Annotated in this window: 17 protein-coding genes; 7 read left to right on the top strand and 10 right to left on the bottom strand. The window is 35.8% G+C overall.

The window, feature by feature from the left end; translation table 11 throughout:
* Positions 1-58 precede the first annotated feature (58 nt).
* The gene (locus ACLBWW_RS21115) at positions 59-913 is read left to right on the top strand and encodes a patatin-like phospholipase family protein (RefSeq protein WP_048545781.1); all 855 of its coding nucleotides are present in this window, start codon (positions 59-61) and stop codon (positions 911-913) included.
* Positions 914-1,024: 111 nt separating this feature from the next.
* Here the strand turns inward: ACLBWW_RS21115 and ACLBWW_RS21110 are convergent, their stop codons facing one another.
* On the bottom strand, positions 1,025-2,326 hold the full coding sequence (locus ACLBWW_RS21110; RefSeq protein WP_048545779.1) for an NCS2 family permease: 1,302 nt from the start codon (positions 2,324-2,326) through the stop codon (positions 1,025-1,027).
* Positions 2,327-2,527: 201 nt separating this feature from the next.
* Here ACLBWW_RS21110 and ACLBWW_RS21105 point away from each other — a divergent pair, with 201 nt between their 5' ends.
* The 3 genes from ACLBWW_RS21105 to ACLBWW_RS21095 all read left to right on the top strand — a co-directional run bounded on the left by ACLBWW_RS21105 (position 2,528) and on the right by ACLBWW_RS21095 (position 4,581).
* On the top strand, positions 2,528-3,394 hold the full coding sequence (locus ACLBWW_RS21105; protein ID WP_048545777.1) for an SDR family oxidoreductase: 867 nt from the start codon (positions 2,528-2,530) through the stop codon (positions 3,392-3,394).
* A 68-nt stretch (positions 3,395-3,462) separates the two neighbouring features.
* Positions 3,463-4,227, top strand: a complete 765-nt coding sequence (locus ACLBWW_RS21100) for a L,D-transpeptidase (RefSeq protein ID WP_098048703.1) — start codon at positions 3,463-3,465, stop codon at positions 4,225-4,227.
* Between the two features lie 102 nt (positions 4,228-4,329).
* Entirely contained in the window at positions 4,330-4,581 is a 252-nt protein-coding gene (locus ACLBWW_RS21095; RefSeq protein ID WP_000834190.1) for a hypothetical protein, read from the top strand.
* Between the two features lie 33 nt (positions 4,582-4,614).
* On the opposite strand, the gene ACLBWW_RS21090 is transcribed toward ACLBWW_RS21095, so the two are convergent.
* The 9 genes from ACLBWW_RS21090 to ACLBWW_RS21050 form a co-directional block, all read right to left on the bottom strand.
* Positions 4,615-4,830 carry a DUF1540 domain-containing protein gene (locus tag ACLBWW_RS21090; protein ID WP_001115398.1) on the bottom strand — a complete coding sequence of 72 codons (216 nt, stop codon included), beginning with the start codon at positions 4,828-4,830 and terminating at the stop codon, positions 4,615-4,617.
* Positions 4,831-4,902: 72 nt separating this feature from the next.
* Positions 4,903-5,355 (bottom strand): thioredoxin family protein, encoded by a 453-nt coding sequence (locus tag ACLBWW_RS21085; RefSeq protein ID WP_000738449.1) that lies wholly within the window; start codon positions 5,353-5,355, stop codon positions 4,903-4,905.
* A gap of 12 nt (positions 5,356-5,367) precedes the next feature.
* Positions 5,368-5,787 (bottom strand): disulfide formation protein C, encoded by a 420-nt coding sequence (locus tag ACLBWW_RS21080; protein WP_048545773.1) that lies wholly within the window; start codon positions 5,785-5,787, stop codon positions 5,368-5,370.
* A 164-nt stretch (positions 5,788-5,951) separates the two neighbouring features.
* Positions 5,952-6,200, bottom strand: a complete 249-nt coding sequence (locus ACLBWW_RS21075) for a YhdB family protein (RefSeq protein WP_001195461.1) — start codon at positions 6,198-6,200, stop codon at positions 5,952-5,954.
* Positions 6,201-6,320: 120 nt separating this feature from the next.
* Entirely contained in the window at positions 6,321-6,830 is a 510-nt protein-coding gene (locus ACLBWW_RS21070; RefSeq protein WP_048545771.1) for a PCYCGC domain-containing protein, read from the bottom strand.
* A gap of 45 nt (positions 6,831-6,875) precedes the next feature.
* Positions 6,876-7,985, bottom strand: a complete 1,110-nt coding sequence (locus tag ACLBWW_RS21065) for a GerAB/ArcD/ProY family transporter (RefSeq protein ID WP_048545770.1) — start codon at positions 7,983-7,985, stop codon at positions 6,876-6,878.
* Positions 7,986-7,997: 12 nt separating this feature from the next.
* Positions 7,998-9,080 carry a spore germination protein GerYC gene (gerYC, locus tag ACLBWW_RS21060; protein WP_048545768.1) on the bottom strand — a complete coding sequence of 361 codons (1,083 nt, stop codon included), beginning with the start codon at positions 9,078-9,080 and terminating at the stop codon, positions 7,998-8,000.
* On the bottom strand, positions 9,077-10,594 hold the full coding sequence (locus tag ACLBWW_RS21055; RefSeq protein WP_048545766.1) for a spore germination protein: 1,518 nt from the start codon (positions 10,592-10,594) through the stop codon (positions 9,077-9,079). Before ACLBWW_RS21055 ends, gerYC begins: the two co-directional genes overlap by 4 nt.
* Before the next feature lie 125 nt (positions 10,595-10,719).
* The gene (locus ACLBWW_RS21050) at positions 10,720-11,316 is read right to left on the bottom strand and encodes a hypothetical protein (RefSeq protein ID WP_048545764.1); all 597 of its coding nucleotides are present in this window, start codon (positions 11,314-11,316) and stop codon (positions 10,720-10,722) included.
* Between the two features lie 232 nt (positions 11,317-11,548).
* Between ACLBWW_RS21050 and ACLBWW_RS21045 the strand changes: the two genes are divergently transcribed.
* The 3 genes from ACLBWW_RS21045 (at position 11,549) to ACLBWW_RS21035 (ending at position 15,019) form a co-directional block, all read left to right on the top strand.
* On the top strand, positions 11,549-12,109 hold the full coding sequence (locus ACLBWW_RS21045) for a nitroreductase family protein (protein WP_048545762.1): 561 nt from the start codon (positions 11,549-11,551) through the stop codon (positions 12,107-12,109).
* Between the two features lie 114 nt (positions 12,110-12,223).
* Complete coding sequence (gene spoVR, locus ACLBWW_RS21040) at positions 12,224-13,639, top strand: stage V sporulation protein SpoVR (protein ID WP_001202729.1); 1,416 nt, start codon at positions 12,224-12,226, stop codon at positions 13,637-13,639.
* 108 nt (positions 13,640-13,747) lie between these two features.
* The gene (locus tag ACLBWW_RS21035; protein WP_098630966.1) at positions 13,748-15,019 is read left to right on the top strand and encodes a neutral/alkaline non-lysosomal ceramidase N-terminal domain-containing protein; all 1,272 of its coding nucleotides are present in this window, start codon (positions 13,748-13,750) and stop codon (positions 15,017-15,019) included.
* The last annotated feature ends 99 nt before the right edge of the window (positions 15,020-15,118 follow it).

Genomic DNA, 15,118 nt, shown 5'->3' with positions numbered 1-15,118 from the left:
AAAGATACTTAACATGGTGAATAATTAAAGAGTCAATATATAAAGAGGAGAGAATAACATGCTTGAAAATACGGGGTTAGTATTAGAAGGCGGCGGTATGCGTGGTGTATATACGGGCGGGATATTAGAATACTTTATGGAACAAGATTTATATTTTCCATATGTAATTGGTGTATCAGCTGGTGCTTGTCATGCAGCGTCGTATCTTTCCAGACAAAGAAATAGAAATAAAACGGTCAATATTGATTATGCATCACACCCACAATATTTGTCATATAAAAACTTATGGAAAAAACGTCAGCTATTTGATATGGATTTCATTTTTCATGAAATTCCAGAAAAGCATGTACCGTTTGATTTTGAAACATACTTTAATAGCCCAGAGCGTTTCCTTGTGGGAACAACAGATTGTGAAACAGGACAGTCTGTTTATTTTGAAAAAGAAGGAACGAATGATGATGCACTAAATTTATTACAAGCATCTAGTTCATTACCTTTCATTGCACCGGTAGTAAATTACCGTGGTAAGCAGTTATTAGATGGCGGGATTTCTGATCCAATTCCAGTTCGTAAAGCACAGGAAGATGGGTTTGAAAAATCAGTCGTTATTTTAACGAGAAATCATGGTTACGCGAAGAAAAAGTCAAAGTTTGGATGGGTGGCAGCGAAAGCATATAAAAAATATCCGAACCTTGTGAACACGATGTTGAATCGTTATGAAGTATATAATGAAACACTTCACTACATTGAAAAAGAAGAGCAAGCCGGGAATTTATTTGTTATTCGCCCAGAAGTGCCGCTTCAAGTAGATCGTATGGAAAAAGATACAGCAAAATTACAAAGTTTATATGAGCAAGGCTATGAAGATGCAAAGAGACAATTTGTAGATTTACAGGCGTTCTTGCAACAATAATAATTAGGCTGTGGAGAAGACTTTCGTATGATTGTTGCAAAAGGAAAGTAGAGCATCGAATTCGATGCTCTACTTTTTTATTTATGAAAAAATCCCTCTTTATGAGGGATTTTAATGTGGTAAGAAAACTAATTGATAAGCGAACAAGATTCCGAATACATACACAAGTGGGTGAACAGAACGGAATTTACCTTTTGCGACTTTCATAAGTGGGTATGAAATAAATCCAAGTGCGATACCTGTTGCGATACTTGATGTAAGTGGCATGCTTAATATTACTAAGAATGCTGGGAATGCTTCATCAAATGCATCCCAATCAATGTGGCGAACTGATCCCATCATAAGACTACCAACGATAATTAATGATGGTGCAGTAATAGCTGATACACCAGAAACAGCACTTACTAATGGTCCGAAGAATGCTGCTAGTGCGAATAAAACAGCTACTGTAACAGTTGTTAAACCAGTACGACCACCAGCTGCAACACCAGCAGATGATTCAATGTAAGCTGTTGATGGTGTTGTTCCGAACATAGAACCGATTGTTGCTGAGAATGAGTCAGATAGAAGAGCTCGTCCAGCTTTTGGAAGCTTTCCATCTTTCATAAATCCACCTTGTTGAGCTACGCCAAGTAATGTACCTGTTGTATCGAATAATGTAACAAGGAAGAATGAAAATACAACGCCATACAATCCGTAGTTAATTACATCAGATACAGCAGTTATTGGATTTGAAACGATAATTCCTTCTGGTAATCCAGGCATTGATGTAACACCGTTTGAGAATGTTAATTGTCCTGTGAAGAAAGCGATAATACCAGTTAATAGCATTCCGATAAATAGTGCACCATTTACATTTAAAGACATAAGGACAATTGTAATTCCAAGTCCAGCTAATGCTAGTAGTACTGGAGCAGAGTGAAGATCACCAAGTCCAACTAAGTTTGCTTCGTTTTTTGTAACGATACCTGTTAAACGTAAACCGATAAAGGCGATGAAAAGACCGATACCAGCAGTAATTGCATGTTTTAAGTTTTCAGGAATTGCTTCCATTAATTTTGTACGGAAAGATGTGAATGATAACAAAATTAAAATCATACCTGCTACGAATACAGCAGAGAATGCAATTGCGAAAGTCATGCCTTCATGAGCTTTTACAACAGAGTAAGAGAAGTAAGCATTTAATCCCATACCTGGTGCGATTGCGATTGGTAAGTTTGTAAAGATTGCCATAAATAATGTTCCGACAACAGCAGCGATAATTGTTGCTGTAAATGCTTGTTCAAATGGAACACCTGCATCCCCAAGGATAACAGGGTTTACCACAATGATATATGCCATTGTTAAGAAGGTAATAATACCTGCCATAATTTCAGTTTTAATAGAAGTTTTATGTTTTGAAAGGTTAAACATATAAACATCCTTTCTGTTTACGAATAATTTTCACAACAGTTATATATAATATTCGTTTTTTAACTATTTTGCAATAGTTTTGCATAAAAAGTTTATAACAATTCATATTTTGTGTCTTAAATTCGAATATTAATCGTAAACCGATGTGCGAATTTCAGTTTTTATTGTGCGCATTATAAGGAAAAGGAGTTGAAAGAAGCTATGCCACAGCAAAAAAACTTTGTAACAATGCCTGCGCAACATCAAAATAAACAGCCTGGTATTGAATCATTAATGAATCCACTTCCGCAGTTTGAAGATCCAAATTATAAAGGAAGTGAAAAGTTAAAAGGAAAAAATATATTAATTACAGGAGGAGACAGTGGGATTGGAAGAGCTGTTTCCATCGCTTTTGCAAAAGAGGGAGCAAATATCGCGATTGCTTATTTAGATGAAGATGGAGATGCAAATGAGACGAAACAACATGTAGAACAAGAAGGGGTAAAGTGTGTGTTGTTGCCGGGTGATTTAAGTAATGAACAGCATTGCAAAGATATTGTAGAAGAGACCGTTCGGCAGCTAGGTAGTTTGAATGTCTTAGTAAATAATGTCGCGCAGCAATATCCGCAGCAAGGATTAGAGTATATTACAGCAGAACAGCTAGAAAAGACTTTTCGTATTAATATTTTTTCTTATTTTCACGTTACGAAAGCAGCACTTTCTCATTTAAAGCGAGGCGATGTCATTATAAACACGGCGTCTATCGTTGCATATGAAGGAAATGAAACATTAATTGATTACTCGGCAACGAAAGGAGCAATCGTAGCTTTTACAAGATCACTTTCTCAGTCGTTAGTGCAAAGAGGAATTCGTGTAAATGGTGTTGCACCGGGACCAATTTGGACACCACTTATTCCGTCAAGCTTTGATGAGAAGAAAGTCTCTCAGTTTGGAAGCAATGTCCCGATGCAAAGACCTGGTCAACCATATGAATTAGCGCCAGCATACGTATACTTAGCGTCTGGCGATTCATCCTATGTTACCGGACAAATGATACATGTAAATGGGGGCGTTATTGTAAATGGATAGTTTTCATTTATAAGAGCAAAGTAAAGCTAATTCCACTTATTATATTGAGCGCTAGGGGAGGGATATAGATGAAAAAATTATGTTTCGTCATACTATTATTTTTCATCCTACCGGTTAGTGCTTTTGCTGATACAGATCATCTAATATTAGTGAATCTTACGACAAACCAATTATCTTTTTTTGAAAATGGAAATTATACAAAGACATTCTCCGTAACAACTGGAAGAGACCGTACACCTACGCCTGAAGGTAGTTTTTGTATTATAACTAAATTTAAAAATAAAGAATATCATCGAAAAAAAATAGCTGGGGGTGCACCGAATAATCCTCTCGGTACGCGTTGGTTAGGTTTGGATAAAAAGGAGTACGCGATTCATGGAACAAATCGGGAATGGACGATTGGAAGCCGAGAATCGAATGGCTGTATTCGCATGCATGACAGGGATATACAATGGTTATATGACCGAGTCCAATTGCAAACAAAAGTGATCATTTCTCGCTTTCAGACGAGCCCCGAATATGAAGCGAATAAGCTTGGTTACCGCGTTGTGAGCTGGAATGGTCGTAAAGTAGAAGAAGAGCAAATTGGCATGCTTACGTTAGTAGACCGTGCCGATATATATTGGCAAGAACCAAATGGGCAGTTAACAAAAGTGAAAACGGTATTGCCAAACGAAAGATATCCAGTGTATTCAAAACGAAAAGATGGAATATATTATATAGGAAACAATTTGTATATTGTGGATGAAACAGGAGAAAAAATTCGTTATGAGCAAATTCCTTCTTCGGTTTTAAGTAATATATATAAACGGAAATATAATGTTCCGTTATAGGCTACCGTATTATAGACGGTAGCTTATTTCTACTTCGAGTTTAACTGCAACTATTGTATTTTGCTGAATATAATACAGTACAGATAGGGGGACGGTTACATTATGAAAAGTGAATTTGCTTTTAAAATTTTCTTAGTAACGACCTGTTTATTTATCGTGTATTTGTATGCGTTTCTCGTTTTTTCTTTTTATGTTCCATATGTTGATTTAATATTGTTCTTCGGATTTATTTGGGCATTTGTGAAAGCAAGAGAAGGGGAGAAGAGTATATATCGGCGCATTACCTTATGTGGGACAGTTGTTCTCGTTATTTTGTACTTTTTTATCATGCATGATTTTTGGAGAGGAATGTAAAAAAGCATACGAGTACTCGTATGCTTTTTTTGCTTAATATTTTGGCTTAAATGTATGACAACAAGTCTCTACACTCGTTGTTACAGAACTTTCTAGCGTCTCGTTTGTTAAAACCGCGCTTGTATATGAATCATTTGTATCTGAACCAGTTTCTTGTGCATCTGGTTGAACAATGATTGCACTAGCTTGACAAAAGTTACCTTGTCCCCAAAATGAGCAATTGGAAACAGAGCATTTCACTTCTGGCATAAAACCCCCTCCTTATACATTAGTTTGGGACTTTACGCCCATTTCATGTGTAGAAGGAGTTTCCTTTTCTCGTTATTTCTTCGTTTGCTCAAGCCATTCTTTTAATTTGTCTTCCGGCTGTTCACCACTAATACGGCTTACTTCTTTGCCATCTTTAAAGTGAATGATTGTTGGAGTTCCTTTAATTTTATATTCATCCCAAGGAACATCTAGTTTTTCAATATCCATAACTTTCATATCGACGTTCAAATCTTTAGCCATTGGTACTACGACAGGAGATAGCTTTTGACAATGAACGCAAGATGTTTGATAAAAGTATACTGTTTCTTCTTTTTTCTCTTTTAAATTCTTTTGAAGATCTGAAAGAGAGATTTTATTTGTGTAGTAGTCAGGGCCATTGGTCTTACTATCAGTAGGATTATCAATTTTTTGGCTAGTAGCGTTTTTTTCTTCCATCTGTGTGACAGCGAAAATTGCTACAAACAAGGCGATAATAATACCACCAAATATAAGCATTTTTTTCATTTGTTCATCTCCTTATTTGTTTTTTATTACAATAAAACTACAAACAGCGATTGTAATAAAGCCGATAAGTGCTAAAAACGGGATTGTCATAAAACCAAACCAGTTTATGAATTCTCCGGTGCAAGGTACACGGCCGCAAGCTGCTCCAGCTGCTGAAAATGCAGCGACTTTTTGAATTGCATAGTGATATAAAGAAATACAAGCACCAATACTTGCAATTGGTAAAGAATAACTTGCGATGCGATAATCTTTCTTTGCTACAGCGATACCAAGCCATAAAACGAATGGATACATAATAATACGTTGATACCAACAAAGTACACAAGGCTCAAATTTCATGATTTCGGAAAAATAAAGACTTCCTAGTGTAGCGATAAAAGAAGCTCCCCATGCGGTAAGTAAAGCATATTCTTGCTTTTTTTCTCGTCCCATATTTTATACCTCTCTTATAATAGTTACATACTAAATTATAGTATGAAGTGGCACAGAAAAGAAAGAAAAAATATGTTTATCAATAAAAGTTTTATAAGGAAAAACTTTTATTGATATCGATATTTAAAAAAGCGCCATTCTCCTGAAGAGAATAGCGCTATATTTTACATTTGAATTTGCTCTACTTCTTCTATATGTGACTTTTGGGATGCATGGTCAATATATTGAAATAGGAGCTGCAATTGTTTATCAACTTCTGGCATTTCTTTACTGTATTGATAAGCGTGTAAAAAATGTTCAATACGCTTAGAAAATAGTTGATCGTTCGTTTGAACCATAAGAACGAGTAATTTATCCCAATTACAGCTATACGTGTAATAGAGAGCTTTGTCATAGTCGTTATATGTTTGCACTGTGTACCCTCCTTACTGAGGAGTTATATATAGTGTGTGACAAGTAAGGAGAAATACACTTGAAAGAATTTGTTAAGAAAAAAAGTGAATGAAACGAAAAAACGAGGTGTATCCTCGTTTTTAAGCTTTTGGCATTGGCGTAGGTGTTGGTTTTCCGTATCCTTCTTTATACTTATTGTCAATATAGTTGCGAATTTCGAGCGTTGATTTTCCTTTTTGTTTCATGGAAGCAGATTCAACTGCGATTTCTAGGCAATTGACACAGGTCGTTGCGTGGGAATCCCAAACAACTTCACCATTCTTTTTCATTTCACGAATAAAGCAGTTTTTATTATTTTTATGTCCTACACTCTCACCACAACCGCAGTAACATGGAATCCAATCTAATAGCTCTGCATTTTGTCCAGCGACAGTGTATATATCTTTCATTTGTGGATCAAGCTTGTCTAGGAAGGTAGGAAGTGTGTCGACTCCTTTTGTTTTTTCTTGAATGTCAGCTTGCTGAGTATGCGATGCGTGGTCATGCTCTTCTTTTGATTCAGATGATTTTTTTTCATTTGTACTAGTAGCTCCGCAACCAGCAAGAATTAAACTTAGTACTGCAAGTAAAGAAAATACATATTTCTTCATACGCTTGTCCCCTTTACAAATGTATTACTCAAATTGTATCAGAGATTATGGTGTATCGGTTGAAGATTTTTTCGACGGATTTTTGAAACGCCATCGTACTGAATGGAATAGAAATAAAATTGGGATATAGGCGTATACAATATATAAACCAGCTTGAGATAGTACCGTATTTAATGCATTGATACTTTCGCGGTTTGTGAAAAATAAGGATGAAATAAATATGACTGCGATAAATAATGGTAGTGTGATTTTAAATGGTATGTGAAACGATTTTTTACTAATACAACAAGAAGACCAAATGGTTAAACAAAGATTAGGTAAAATAATAAGATACCATAAGAAAATAATAATGTACTCAAACCTTTGGATGAAAGGAACTTTAATGATTTTTAGCATCGTTAATGTTGGCCAAATGGTATGGTGTAGTTGCCCTTGACTATAGTACATAAGGGAAACGATGGCTAGTATTACGTATAGAATTGTTGTAAAAGCAATACCGCCATGTGCCCATTTATTTAACGATTTTCCTTTTCTAATAAATGGATAAAAGACAAGGATTGCTTCAAATCCAAGAAATTCTAATGCAGATGCTTTCGCTGCAGTTAAAATGTCTAAAGGTGAATGAGTAAGAATTGGAAAAATGTTACGAACATGTGCATATTTCATTGGGAAAACTAAGAAAAGCAGGACGAAAATCGGTATTATGACGCCCCAAAAACACATTCCTGTTACAGAACGAAAGCCACCCCTAATTATGTAATAAGCTACAAGTAAAAATAGTAAGGTTAATTTCCACGGTTTAATTGTAGGAAAGACCCAAACTTGAATCACTTCAATATATGTACGAAGAACAGTAAGGCAAAATAATAAAAGATATGCGGCAAAGCATACGGAAAAAATTTTTCCAATCCACTTTCCGAAACATGTCGTATGAATATTCATTAAATCATTATCTTTTTCTAACATTTTAAGCATGCAAAATAGTACGATATGAGTTGCAATGCCCGCAACGATAAGGGAAATCCAAGAATCATACCCAGCATATTGCGCAATAATCCTTTGGTATCCTAACACACCTACCCCAATTTGAAGGGAGTGTAATAGAAGAAATGTGAAATAAGGGGAAACAGTATGTGTTTTATCTTGTTCAGCCATGATAGCACCTCACTATTCTCCGATACCAGATTGTACGACATTAATCTTTACATTGACAGCAACGTCTACGTTAGGATACATATCTTGAATTTGTTTCATGCTCCATTTTCTTGAGTGACTACGAATTTCTTCACGTATACCGATTGGATCAATTTCTTTTTCTTGGAATTGTTTTATTAATTCGTTTAAATCCTTCTCAAGCGTTTTTTCTACATGTTTTTTTACGTAAGTTACATTTTTACTCTTTGATAAATCAAGCCAGTCAGGGGCATTTTTTATAAGTCCATTTAATTTCAGGCGAATGTGAACTTTCGGAATGTCACCGGGGTCGGAAAGGGAACAAACACTATTTCCAGATAAGTTTTGGGTTGTGATTAAGCCTTTATGTTTACCTTGACGTATTGGGACTTCGTAACGGCCATTTTTCGTTGGATTAATGAGCAATTTAAATAAAAAAGATCCTGCTTTATCTGTATACATAGCCACTTTATCCTTTTTTAAAAAAGCTAGTCCTTTAATGGAAGCAGATTTGTCTTCTGATACTTGAATGTAAGGAAGAAATGGATCGCATCCAGATGAATAGAAGTTATATAAAAAAATATTTAAAGCTGTCCGCGGGATTGTCTCGTTTTTTATATTTTGCTCCAATAAATCAGATAAATAAAGTGATCCATTTATTCTGACATGTTTCAGTAATTCTTCTGCTGAACCATCTACAAGTGCTAGCTGCACATCACGGCCAATGTTAGGATCACGTTGTAAGTTGTTAATAACATCTCCAAGTCCATGTTCACCAAATGCTTGTCCAAATAGGACAACACGCATTTGACCTACAGCGATCGTATGTGGAGATTTGGCGTTTAGAAGGGAAGAGATTGTTTCAATTGTACCTGCATGAGTTGATTGAGTTTCTGGTTTCGATTGTACTCCTTTTGTGTAATCGGGATATAAAATTGTTCCGCGAAATTTTTTATCTTTCATTATATCGAATCCACCTACGTGAATCATTCGCTGTGTATCAACTATATTTGTTTCTGTACAACCAGATTGAAAAATTAAAATGATAATGGAAAAGCATAATAAAATATTTTTCATTTCTCTTCACCGTCATGTTTTTCTTTCGCTTTGTTTGGGTCATAGCGCCATTTCTTTTTTGGTCTTAGAAAAGATGCACGTCCTGCAGTTTGACTAAATGGAAGACGAAAGAGTCCTTCTGCTGTCCCTAAACCGCGAAATGGATATAGAGGTAATAAATAAGGTGATCCAAGTGATTTTAAGCGAATTAAATGAGCTAATATGAGTACGAATCCTACAATAAGACCTAAGCCCCCAAATGCACCAGCTAAAAGAATAAGTGGAAATCGTAGTATCCGGATAGTAGAAGACATTTTTACAGTTGGTGTTGTAAAAGAAGCGAGTGCTGATAAAGCAACTGCAATTAATAAAATGTTACTCGTTAAAGCAGCTTGAACAGATGCTTGGCCAATTACAATACCGCCAACGATGCCGATTGTTTGTCCAACTTTTGTAGGTAATCGTGCTCCAGCTTCACGGAGCAATTCGATTGTGATTTCTAAAAAAAGTGCTTCTAAAATGGGCGGAAAGGGTACATTAGCTCTTGAAAAAATAATCGGACCTAGTAAATCCACAGGAATCATTTGATAATGATACGTTAATACAGCTGTATAAATAGCTGATGAAAATAGCGAGAATGCTGCTCCGAAAAAGCGAACCATTCGAAGAAATGAGCCTGCTATCCATGGTAAATAATAATCTTCTGGCGAGACGAAGAAATCAAGTAACGTCGCTGGTCCAGCTAATGCGTAAGGTGAACCGTCTGTTAAAATAACAACGCCTCCATTCAGTAATGCGTACACAGAGCGGTCTAACCGCTCTGTAGGTAGTAAAACAGGGAAGGGTGAGTTACTATTATCGCTAATAAACTGTTCAATCATAGTTGCATCAAAAGGAACATCAAAGTCAACATCTTGTAAGCGCTGCATTGCAGTATTGATGTGTTGTTCATTTGTAATGCCTTCGATGTAAGCAACTATCACCTTTGTTTTTGATATAGAGCCAACTATAACTTCTTTGAAAACCAATTGCTCTGTTACAATGCTTCGCCGAAGTAAATGTATATTCGTATCAATATTCTCAACGAATCCAATTTTGGGACCGATGACACTATATTCATTTTCTGTGTCGTTATATAATCGTGTACCTAAAGCTAAACTTTCAGCACGAATCAGTGCATATTCGGCTGTTTGGGAATCAACTTTTAGCTGCAAGAGTACATGGCCACCTAATAGTTTTTCACGTATATCATCAATAGAAGGATTGATGATAATCTCCTCAAGTGTGACGATATTTGCTATGTCATTTATATTTTGAATGCGATCTAATTCTTTTTTGATAGGTGTTAAAATGAATCGATTAATAATAAGTGATTCTACTGTGGATTTATAATAAAACAAACATAATGCCCCATCCTCTATGACATTATAAGAGGAAAAATCGCTAGATTCTTTCATGGTTTTTATAAATTCTGGAATAGAACAAATTGTTTTTGTATTAGTCTTTTTGGATTTCTTAGATGATAAACCGAACATTTTCTCACCCCTGACATATATCATTTACTTATGTTAGTTTTTGGGAAAGACGGGAATTTATACTTGAAAATTGAAAGTTCATAAAGAAAAGGAAGAGTATTAAATATCTCTTCCTTTTTGGCATGTTAATTTGTGTTCTTTTCTTTAATAGACTTCACTAATTTAATCATTTCTGCTCGTATATCTTCTTTTTTCACGTTTAGTTTTTCTGCAATTTGCTTAATGTCCATTCCATCTCTTTTCATTTTTAGTACATCATCGAGAGGGGTATTACTTTTTTGAGAGATGATTGTTAATACTGTGAGTTGACGTAATCCGATATTATATTCTTTCATTTTTTGTTTGAGTCCGTCTGGTGTAGCTTTTTGCATATTTGCTAATTCTTGCAGCAGTGCTTTTTTTGTCTCTTTATTCATATGATGCTTTTTCAACTTACTTGGATCTACACCGAAATGCTGGGCTGTTTTCTCCCAAGATTTATTTTGTTTATAGTAAGCTAAAACGTCTTTTATTTCTTTTTTACTCATTTTTGCAATATGAGCAGCTTTCCAAATTTCATGTTTGTTATAGCCGAGCTTTTCGAGCGACTGCATTTCTTCTTCTGAAATAGGCTTATGGTGGTGCAATGTTACTTCTTTTGGCGTGGCAGCGAAAGTAGGGAAGACGGTTGCCCCGAATAATAATGTTGCCATGGTCATACTTACTGCGATCTTTTTGTACATATAAACTCCTCCTAGATGGATAATGTGGAAAACTGTACACATATCATTTCCATAAAATGTGAAATACTTGTGAATAAGTTAAGTTTTTTTATTCACAGTATAAAATGACGTTTTTGGAAGTTTTCCAACATAAAACATTGATTAATAGTAAAAAACTAAGGTATAATCGAAATTGAAAATCAATATCAATAACAAACGTATACATATAGATGAAAATAAGGGAGAGAAAAATATGACTACATATACTTCCATCGCAAATGTGATTAAAGAAAGACGCTCTGTACGTACATTCACAGATAAAGTTGTAGATAAAGAGTTATTAATTGAACTATTAAACGACGCAACGTGGGCACCAAATCATAAACACCGTGAACCATGGAATTGTAAATTATACATTGGAGAAGGTCGCAAAAAATTAGTAGACGCAGTATTAAACTCTTTCACAGAAGAAGAAAGAGCGAAACGCGGTAAAATTTTATCAGATCGTTTCTTAAGCACGCCTGCACAAATTGTTGTTTATATTAATGAAGATCCACGTCAAATTCAACGCGACGAAGATTACGCTGCAACATGTGCATTTATGCAAAACTTCCAACTACTTGCTTGGGAACGTGGCTTAGGTTGCGTTTGGAAATCAGGCGGATTAAACTACAATCCATTATTTATAGAAGGACTTGGTTTAACAAGAGGTCAACGCATCGTTGGAATTCTTCACCTTGGCTATTTCGATAAAGCACCAGAAGGAAAAGCTCGTACATCGATTACGGAGAAGATGGAGATTATTGAAGGTTAATAGATGAGACATTCTCGTTTTTATGAGGATGTCTTTTTATTATGCAATCAATCCTCATGAAAGCTTGTTCCTCATCATACACTTTCTTAAGGGAAAGTGTAAGGAGGGAAAATAATGAGAGCAAGTGAAGATAAAGCGCTGCAATATGCGATTGCGGAAATTACGGAAATTGCGACTGGATTTGGGCTTGATTTTTATCCAATGCGTTATGAAGTATGTCCAGCGGAAATTATTTATACATTTGGTGCATATGGGATGCCGACGAGGTTTTCGCATTGGAGTTTTGGAAAGCAATTTTTCAGAATGAAATTACAATACGATTTAGGACTTAGTAAAATTTATGAACTCGTTATTAACTCTAATCCATGTTACGCCTTTTTATTAGATACGAATTCTTTAATTCAAAATAAATTAATCGTGGCGCACGTTTTAGCGCACTGTGATTTCTTCAAAAATAATATTCGTTTCTCTAATACGAAACGCGATATGGTGGAGAGTATGGCAGCGACAGCAGATCGTGTGAAGGCGTATGAACATAAGTATGGAAGAGAAGAGGTAGAAACGTTCTTGGATGCAGTGCTTGCCATTCAAGAACATATTGATCCATCGCTTATGCGTCCGAAACTTGCTTGGAGTATTGGAGATTTAGAAGAGGATGTAGAAAAGAAAAAGATATCACAGTACGATGATTTATGGAATTTAGATGATCGAAACAAAAAGAGGGAACGACCTAATATGCATAAAAAGAAGAAAATCCCACCGCAGCCAGAAAAAGATTTACTTCTCTTTATTGAAGAATATAGCCGTGAGCTAGAAGAGTGGCAGCGCGATATATTAACGATGATGCGCGAGGAAATGTTATATTTCTGGCCGCAGCTTGAAACGAAGATCATGAACGAAGGTTGGGCTTCGTACTGGCATCAACGCATACTCCGTGAAATGGACTTAACATCTTCTGAAGCGATTGAATTCGCAAAGCTTAATGCAGGTGTAGTTCAGCCATCAAAAACAAGTATTAACCCATACTACCTCGGTATTAAAATGTTCGAAGATATTGAAGAGCGCTACAACAATCCGACAGAAGAAATGAAACGAAGAGGCGTTAAACCAGGATCTGGTCGTGACAAAATCTTTGAAGTACGCGAAATCGAATGGGATGTATCGTTCTTAAGAAACTATTTAAATAAAGATCTCGTAATGAGAGAAGATATGTACTTATTCCAGCGCCAAGGAAAAGAATATAAAGTAATAGATAAAGAGTGGGAACATGTGCGTGATCAGCTCGTAAATATGCGAACAAATGGCGGCTTCCCATACTTAGTAGTAGAAGACGGGGACTACTTAAAGAACGGAGAATTGTACATTAAACATAGTTACGAAGGGATCGAGCTCGATTTAAAATACTTAGAAAAAGTATTGCCATACCTTCATCAATTATGGGGAAGAACGGTGCATATGGAGTCGATTGTGGAGAGTAAGGGCGTTGTGTTTTCTTATGATGGGAAGATGGTGCATCGGAAGTATGTGTGATGGAAAGAACGGACATAGAATGCTATGTTCGTTCTTTTTTATTTGAAACAAGTTTAAATATGCTATTCTTGAAAAAAGGGAGTTATATATAGAAATGGAGCGATTCAAATGAGCAAAATAGGGGTATGTAAGGTGGATATTACGCCGCCTATAGGTATTGATTTTGTCGGATACCATAGAGAGACAGGAATAAATAATATTGAAGAACGTATTTATGGGACGGTTTTTGTATTTGAAAAAGATGAAATGAAAACTGTGTTTATAAGTATTGATAACATTGGAATGTTAGTAGAAGATACGAATATGATTCGTGAGCAAGTAGCTAGTAGGCTTCATGTGCCATTTGAGCGAATAACAGTTGTTTATACACATACACACTCTGGTCCGGAAACGGTTGGTGAGCAACCTTTAGTAAAGTCGTATAAAAAGAGTTTAGTAAATAATGTAGTGCACGGTGCTGTTACTGCAAATAATAATTTGGAGTTATGTGAAGTTGGCTGGGGTGTTACGACAGGTGATATTGGGATAAACCGAAGAGAGAGAACATCTGATGGAAGAGCAAAGATGGGAACAAATATAGAGGGTGTTGTAGATAAACGAATTGGTATGTTAGCCATAAGAAATGCTGAAACGAAGGAGCTATCTGGGATTGTAGTATTTTGTACGGCTCATCCGAATGTGTTAAAAGGTGATAGTGATGTGTTATCAGCGGATTATCCTGGAATGACGAGAGAGGTTCTTGAAAAAATCGTAAACTGTCCTGTTATTATTGTGCAAGGGGCTGCTGGTAATGTAAATGCGAAGTATCGCGGTTCAAGGGAAGCATTAAAGCAAATGGCTTACACGCTTAGTGGACATGTATTAACGATGTTGCCAACAGTTACATACAGCCCAATTGTAAATGTAAGAACAGTTTCGAGTATGATGCAAATGAAGTTGAAAGATATTCCTGAAATGAATGAGATACGAAGCATGGCTCAATTGGCAGAGAAGCAGTGGGGTGTGAATACGGATGAATGGCTTACTATCGTTTTAGAGAAATATAAGCAAGGTATTCGGGAGTTACGTATTGATTTAGAAGTTCAACTGTTTCAAGTTAATGATGGTATGTTCTTTGGTATACCGATGGAACCTTTTTCAGAGACTGCGTTAGAAGTGAAAGAGAGTCTTGAAAATGAACTAGCTTTCTTTTGTGGATATACGAATGGATATATTGGTTATTTACCGACAAAGGAAGAGTTTGCATATGGTGGGTATGAAGTGGAATTAAACCCTATTGTGTATGGAACGGTTACAAACTTGTTGATGCCACCAGAGGAGAATACTGCGGAGCTGATTGTGAAGAAGGTTACGGGTTTATGTAATAAAGGGAACCTTTAATGAGACATATTTTTGAACGCAGAGTAAAGAATATGACTCATTGTTTGATTTTGTTAAGTCAATATAATTAATAATGATAATCATTATTAATTACATTGA

It is taken from the genome of Bacillus sp. M5A3_1b (assembly GCF_053345335.1).
The sequence above is the reverse complement of the archived record's forward strand: the minus strand, read 5'-3'. Positions and strand labels throughout refer to the sequence as shown.

Coding starts and splice junctions, on each gene's coding strand:
- ACLBWW_RS21115 (WP_048545781.1), top strand. CDS start 59: ATGCTTGAAAATACGGGGTTAGTATTAGAAGGCGGCGGTATGCGTGGT.
- ACLBWW_RS21110 (WP_048545779.1), bottom strand. CDS start 2,326: ATGTTTAACCTTTCAAAACATAAAACTTCTATTAAAACTGAAATTATG.
- ACLBWW_RS21105 (WP_048545777.1), top strand. CDS start 2,528: ATGCCACAGCAAAAAAACTTTGTAACAATGCCTGCGCAACATCAAAAT.
- ACLBWW_RS21100 (WP_098048703.1), top strand. CDS start 3,463: ATGAAAAAATTATGTTTCGTCATACTATTATTTTTCATCCTACCGGTT.
- ACLBWW_RS21095 (WP_000834190.1), top strand. CDS start 4,330: ATGAAAAGTGAATTTGCTTTTAAAATTTTCTTAGTAACGACCTGTTTA.
- ACLBWW_RS21090 (WP_001115398.1), bottom strand. CDS start 4,830: ATGCCAGAAGTGAAATGCTCTGTTTCCAATTGCTCATTTTGGGGACAA.
- ACLBWW_RS21085 (WP_000738449.1), bottom strand. CDS start 5,355: ATGAAAAAAATGCTTATATTTGGTGGTATTATTATCGCCTTGTTTGTA.
- ACLBWW_RS21080 (WP_048545773.1), bottom strand. CDS start 5,787: ATGGGACGAGAAAAAAAGCAAGAATATGCTTTACTTACCGCATGGGGA.
- ACLBWW_RS21070 (WP_048545771.1), bottom strand. CDS start 6,830: ATGAAGAAATATGTATTTTCTTTACTTGCAGTACTAAGTTTAATTCTT.
- ACLBWW_RS21065 (WP_048545770.1), bottom strand. CDS start 7,985: ATGGCTGAACAAGATAAAACACATACTGTTTCCCCTTATTTCACATTT.
- gerYC (WP_048545768.1), bottom strand. CDS start 9,080: ATGAAAAATATTTTATTATGCTTTTCCATTATCATTTTAATTTTTCAA.
- ACLBWW_RS21055 (WP_048545766.1), bottom strand. CDS start 10,594: ATGTTCGGTTTATCATCTAAGAAATCCAAAAAGACTAATACAAAAACA.
- ACLBWW_RS21050 (WP_048545764.1), bottom strand. CDS start 11,316: ATGTACAAAAAGATCGCAGTAAGTATGACCATGGCAACATTATTATTC.
- ACLBWW_RS21045 (WP_048545762.1), top strand. CDS start 11,549: ATGACTACATATACTTCCATCGCAAATGTGATTAAAGAAAGACGCTCT.
- spoVR (WP_001202729.1), top strand. CDS start 12,224: ATGAGAGCAAGTGAAGATAAAGCGCTGCAATATGCGATTGCGGAAATT.
- ACLBWW_RS21035 (WP_098630966.1), top strand. CDS start 13,748: ATGAGCAAAATAGGGGTATGTAAGGTGGATATTACGCCGCCTATAGGT.